The organism is Hyella patelloides LEGE 07179 (genome assembly GCF_900659865.1).
GTDB classification, from domain to species: domain Bacteria; phylum Cyanobacteriota; class Cyanobacteriia; order Cyanobacteriales; family Xenococcaceae; genus Hyella; species Hyella patelloides.
Genome location: NZ_LR213963.1, coordinates 1 through 5,101, shown reverse-complemented (window position 1 = coordinate 5,101; position 5,101 = coordinate 1). Strand labels below are relative to the sequence as shown.

5 protein-coding genes are annotated in these 5,101 nt (G+C 37.6%); all 5 read left to right on the top strand.

Annotated features, from left to right (window positions below; genetic code table 11):
- Positions 1-260 precede the first annotated feature (260 nt).
- A complete protein-coding gene (cobA, locus tag H1P_RS23700) occupies positions 261-1,046 on the top strand; it encodes a uroporphyrinogen-III C-methyltransferase (protein ID WP_144871995.1) in 786 nt (261 codons plus the stop codon).
- 325 nt (positions 1,047-1,371) lie between these two features.
- A complete protein-coding gene (gene psbV / locus H1P_RS23695) occupies positions 1,372-1,863 on the top strand; it encodes a photosystem II cytochrome c-550 (protein WP_144871992.1) in 492 nt (163 codons plus the stop codon).
- A 282-nt stretch (positions 1,864-2,145) separates the two neighbouring features.
- On the top strand, positions 2,146-3,264 hold the full coding sequence (locus tag H1P_RS23690; protein WP_144871990.1) for a glycosyltransferase family 4 protein: 1,119 nt from the start codon (positions 2,146-2,148) through the stop codon (positions 3,262-3,264).
- 159 nt (positions 3,265-3,423) lie between these two features.
- Complete coding sequence (locus H1P_RS23685) at positions 3,424-4,251, top strand: hypothetical protein (protein ID WP_144871988.1); 828 nt, start codon at positions 3,424-3,426, stop codon at positions 4,249-4,251.
- Positions 4,252-4,322: 71 nt separating this feature from the next.
- On the top strand, positions 4,323-4,925 hold the full coding sequence (locus H1P_RS23680; protein ID WP_144871986.1) for a PAP/fibrillin family protein: 603 nt from the start codon (positions 4,323-4,325) through the stop codon (positions 4,923-4,925).
- The last annotated feature ends 176 nt before the right edge of the window (positions 4,926-5,101 follow it).

The window sequence follows — 5,101 nt, the reverse complement described above, 5'->3', positions numbered from 1 at the left end:
ATTAAAAGCAAATAAAGCCCAACTTTGAATTATTTTTTGGCGTTTAAGCTACTGAAACTATAGAAATTAGCAATAGTTAAGGCTTGAAAACTACCCAACCTTCACAAGTGATTTTTCTACAAGTATTTTGCAAAGTGGTAAGCATTTATCGCTAATTCAGTAACTTCTGACATCACGACTTATGTAAAGTCAAGGTATTGTCTTACCCCTACCAGTGACTTTTGATCCCTGAATCCTGAATCCTAACTCCTAATTGCATTATGAATCAAACGACTCAAATCCTAGGAAAAGTTTATCTTGTGGGTGCTGGACCTGGCGACCCTGGACTAATGACCGTTAAAGGTAAAACTTTGCTAGAACACGCAGATGTCGTGATTTATGATGCTTTAGTTAGTCCTGAGATTCTAAATACAGTTAATCCGCAAGCAGAGCTAATTAACGCAGGGAAACGCCGTGGGAGACATTCCATGCTACAGACAGAAACTACCCAGTTACTCATCGAAAAAGCGCAAAATTATGCCATTGTGGTGCGTTTAAAAGGTGGCGATCCCTTCGTGTTTGGTCGTGGAGGAGAAGAAATGAGCGATCTAATTGCAGCAGGAGTATCGGTAGAAGTTGTTCCAGGAATCACTTCTGGTATTGCAGCACCCGCTTATGCAGGAATTCCTGTAACTCACCGCAACTATAGTTCTTCTGTGACTTTTGTTACAGGACATGAATCTATCGGCAAGTATCGTCCTCAAGTAAATTGGCAGGCGATCGCTAAAGGTTCAGAAACCATTGTCATTTATATGGGAGTATACAACCTACATCAAATTATTCCTCAACTAATCGCTGCGGGATTAGCTCAAGATACCCCTATTGCTTTAATTCGTTGGGGAACAACCCCAAAACAAGCAGAATTATTAGGAACATTAAAAACCATTACCAAAAAGATCGCTCAGACAGGTTTTGAAGCACCAGCGATCACTATTATCGGAAAAGTAGTTAATCTTCACAATTTACTCAGTCAGGGTTGTCCTGAATCAGTGACTAGTGACCAGTGACCATTTATTAGCTATTATCAATTACCTTTCTGATTCTTTTTTCCTGATTCAAAATTAGAAAAAATATTAACAAATGTAACAATCTGCAACGGTTACTTTGAGAGGAATAGCTATTAAGTAGTAAGTTAAATTTCAGCGAAGCTAATAATTATCTTGAATTCTTGGGATTATCAAAAGCAAAATCAGTAATTAGTCTTACGCCTCCAGATTGCGCCAGATAACCATTCAATGATAGTTTTTAGGGCTAAGTAGACAAAAAAAAAGTTTAATTACCTACCCTATTCAGTTTGCTCATTATAATGAGCCAAAATTTTAGAGGAGAATAATGTTGAAGCGATTATTATTAACTGCTGTAGCAACTTTATTGTTTGTTTTTCAATTGAACATTAGCAGTGCTGGTGCATTGGAACTAACAGAAGAAGCTCGTACAGTAAAGTACAACGATGCTGGAGATGAAATTGTATTAACTCTCCAACAGGTTAAAAAAGGCGAACGTCTTTTTGTTGATAACTGTACCTATTGCCATAAAAGTGGTACGACAAAAACCAATCCTAACGTCAATTTATCTTCACAATCATTAGCTAATGCTGAACCCGCTAAAGATAATATTGCAGGGATTGTTGAATACCTGAAAAATCCCGCTACCTATGATGGTGAAATAAATATCTATGAATTTCACCCCAACACGACTCGCTCCGATCTTTATCCTATGATGCGTAATCTAAATGATGATGATTTAGAAGCGGTTTCTGGCTATATTTTAATTCAGCCTGGAATTCGTGGAACCATGTGGGGTGGCGGAAAAGTATACAGTTAATGGTTGATGATTGATTGCGGTGCGACCCTGCGGATTGCAAATCAGCTAAGGAATACGCACCGTTTTTAATGGTTCATGGTGGATGGATGGTTGATGGTTGATTGTTAATAATTAATAAATATTCATTGGTTGTTATTATTTGTTTATTTAAAACAACAAGATAAATTTTGAGAACTTAGAGCTAAAATACTGGGTTCTCATTTTTTATCGATCGAGAAGATAGTAACATCAAACAATTAAGTCAACTCTGACAATCTATTTGTTATAACTGATAGCTAAACTATGAGCGATCGCGTATTTATCTTTTTAGAAATTTTTGCCCGTGAGGGAGGGATTCAATCCTATGTTAAAGATGTCTTTCAGGCTTATTTAAATCTAGAAAATCCTTCAGAAGAAACAGCAGAAGTTTTTTTATTACGGGATGAGTTTGGTTGTGAAAATCCTTATGAGACAGCAAAATTAAAATTTCACTATCTAAAAACGCTACCTGCTTGGAAAGGAAGACTCAATTTAGCGATCGCTTTATGCAATTGTTTATTACTGCGTCGTCCTCGTCATGTCTATTGTGGACATATTAAACTAGCACCTTTAATTAAGTTATTGTGCCAGCCTTTAGGTATTCCCTACACTGTTCTTACCTATGGCAAAGAAGTATGGCAGACTTTACCTTCAAAAGAGCAAACAGCATTACAACAAGCAAACAGTATTTGGACAATTAGTCGTTATAGTCGCGATCGCGTGACACAGGCGAATAAGATCGATAGTGAAAGAATTGCTATTTTACCTTGTATTGTTGATAGTCAACAGTTCACCCCAGGAGAAAAACCCGCAGCATTACTAGCAAGATATGATTTGACTAATGCTAAGGTACTAATGACTGTAGCTAGATTGTGGTCGGGAGATATTTATAAAGGGGTAGATGTGACAATTCGAGCTTTACCAGAAATTTTAAAAGTGTTTCCTGAAGTGAAATATCTCGTTATTGGTCGAGGGGACGATCGCCCTAGACTAGAAACTTTAGCAACCGAATTGGCAATCAGCGATCGCGTAGTGTTTGCTGGTTTTGTTCCTACAGCCGAGTTAGCAGATCATTACCGTGTTGCAGACGCTTATGTTATGCCTTCTCAAGAAGGATTTGGTATTGTCTATCTCGAAGCAATGGCTTGTGGTAAACCAGTACTTTCAGGGGATGCTGATGGCTCTACCGATCCTTTGCAAGATGGATTATTGGGTTGGCAAGTTCCGCACCGCGATCCCGATGCTGTAGCTAAAGCCTGTCTAGAAATTTTACAAAAAAGCGATCGTCGTTGTGATGGTCAGTGGTTAAGAGAAAAAACTTTAGCTAAATTTAGTCAGCAAGCCTTGCAACAAAAATTAGCTCAATTGCTAACTGATAACTGATAACTGATAAGGTGATTCTGTCTCCGTAAAATTACTTGAATTGCTCTTAAATAGAAGAAAAACTCCTAACTATCTCTACCCGATTAGCGAACTAACTGTTATCTTGGAATCGAAATTGTTACCGATAAATTTCTTATAAAGAAGTCATTAGTGCTTCTGTTGGATAATAGATATGAAAAAAAATTTTTAATACTAATTAGTATATTAGGGTTAAGTGCCAGTAGTTGTTCTTATTTTGAGAGTTTTAGCGAGAAAAGAAAAGAATTAGAAGAAACTTCAAAACCTACTATTAAAATCAAGGCAAAAGCAGAAGGTCAAGAAGAGGCAAAAGAAGCAGAAGAAAAAGATCCATTAGCTAAAGCTGTTGAAGAAGCAGAAGGCGTTAAAAGAGAACAAGATGTTGTCGGTTTAATTGCCTCCACTAAACCTGAAATTCGTGTTAGAGGTAGTGTTAGAGGTAGACAAGACCCTTTTTCAACTGTAGCGGTAAAACCAAATATAGAGATTGAAGAAGAAGTGACTGCAGAAGACAACAGTAGAGCTTCGCAAAATCAAGGACGTTCTTCTAATAATAGACCAGAAAACATTACTAGCACCCCTACTATTGAGACTTTAGAAGCACCAGAAGACACAGTCTCTCCTACAGAATTAGCCGAAAAAGTTTTAATTACAGGTTTAGTCGAACTTGGAGATCGCATTAAATTAATCGTCCAAGCACCAGGAGAAGCTACCAGTCGTTATGTAGACATTGGACAGTATATTGCTAATGGTCGGGTATTAATTAAACGCATTGAGTCTAATTTTCCTGTTCCTACGGTAATTTTAGAACAGGATGGCATTGAAGTATCGAGATTAGTGGGTCAACCTGTAGAAGAAGAAGACGAAGAACAAGCAATGCTTCCTCCACCTCCTCCATCCACTGCTACATCTGTATCTTGGCTGTCTAATTATCTAGCCGAAAAATCAGATAATTCTATAACAAGATAGATTTTTCTACACAGGGTAACAGTCTATATATACAATTAGGTGAGGTGTGCTAACTTGAGGATTAAGTTCAGATGAGTAAAAAAGCAGAACTATTAGAAGCGATCGCTGGAAAAAATCGTGGTTTACTAGCTAGCGAAATTGATAATGTTCGAGTTCTCTCTGCGATCCAACAGTTAGAAGATAATAACCCTACACCTAGACCTATAGCAGCTAACGATCTACTAGAAGGGGATTGGCGGTTACTCTACACTACCAGTAAAGGAATTTTAGGATTAGACCGCTTTCCCCTTTTTAAGCTAGGACAAATTTATCAATGCATTCGCACCGCAGAAGCACGAGTATACAATATTGCAGAAGTTGTCGGACTGCCTTTTTTAGAAGGGATTGTTAGTGTTGGAGCTAAATTTGAACCAATTTCTGAAAAGAGAATTAACGTGATGTTTGAACGCTCCATTATTGGTTTACAACGCTTTTTTAACTACAAGTCTCCCGACAGCTTCATTAAGCAGATAGAGAGTGGTAAGAAATTTCTTCCGATCGATTTTAGGATTGAAAACCGCGATCGACAAGGCTGGTTAGATATTACCTATTTGGATGAAGATATGCGTATCGGTAGAGGAAATGAAGGTAATGTTTTTGTTTTGACCAGAGAAAAAACAGCATTGCTTCGTTAGTTGGTGGCTTTTAGTTAGTCCCGTCAAGCGGGATAATATGGTTGGTTTTTAGTTGATTGCTGAACAATAGCTATTACCCATCTTGTGTCTGACATTCCGCAGATAATTTTCTCAAGGAAATAATTAAATGAATTTGCTTGAATATAGCCGTTTATAGCAATCGCCAATCTTCAAAA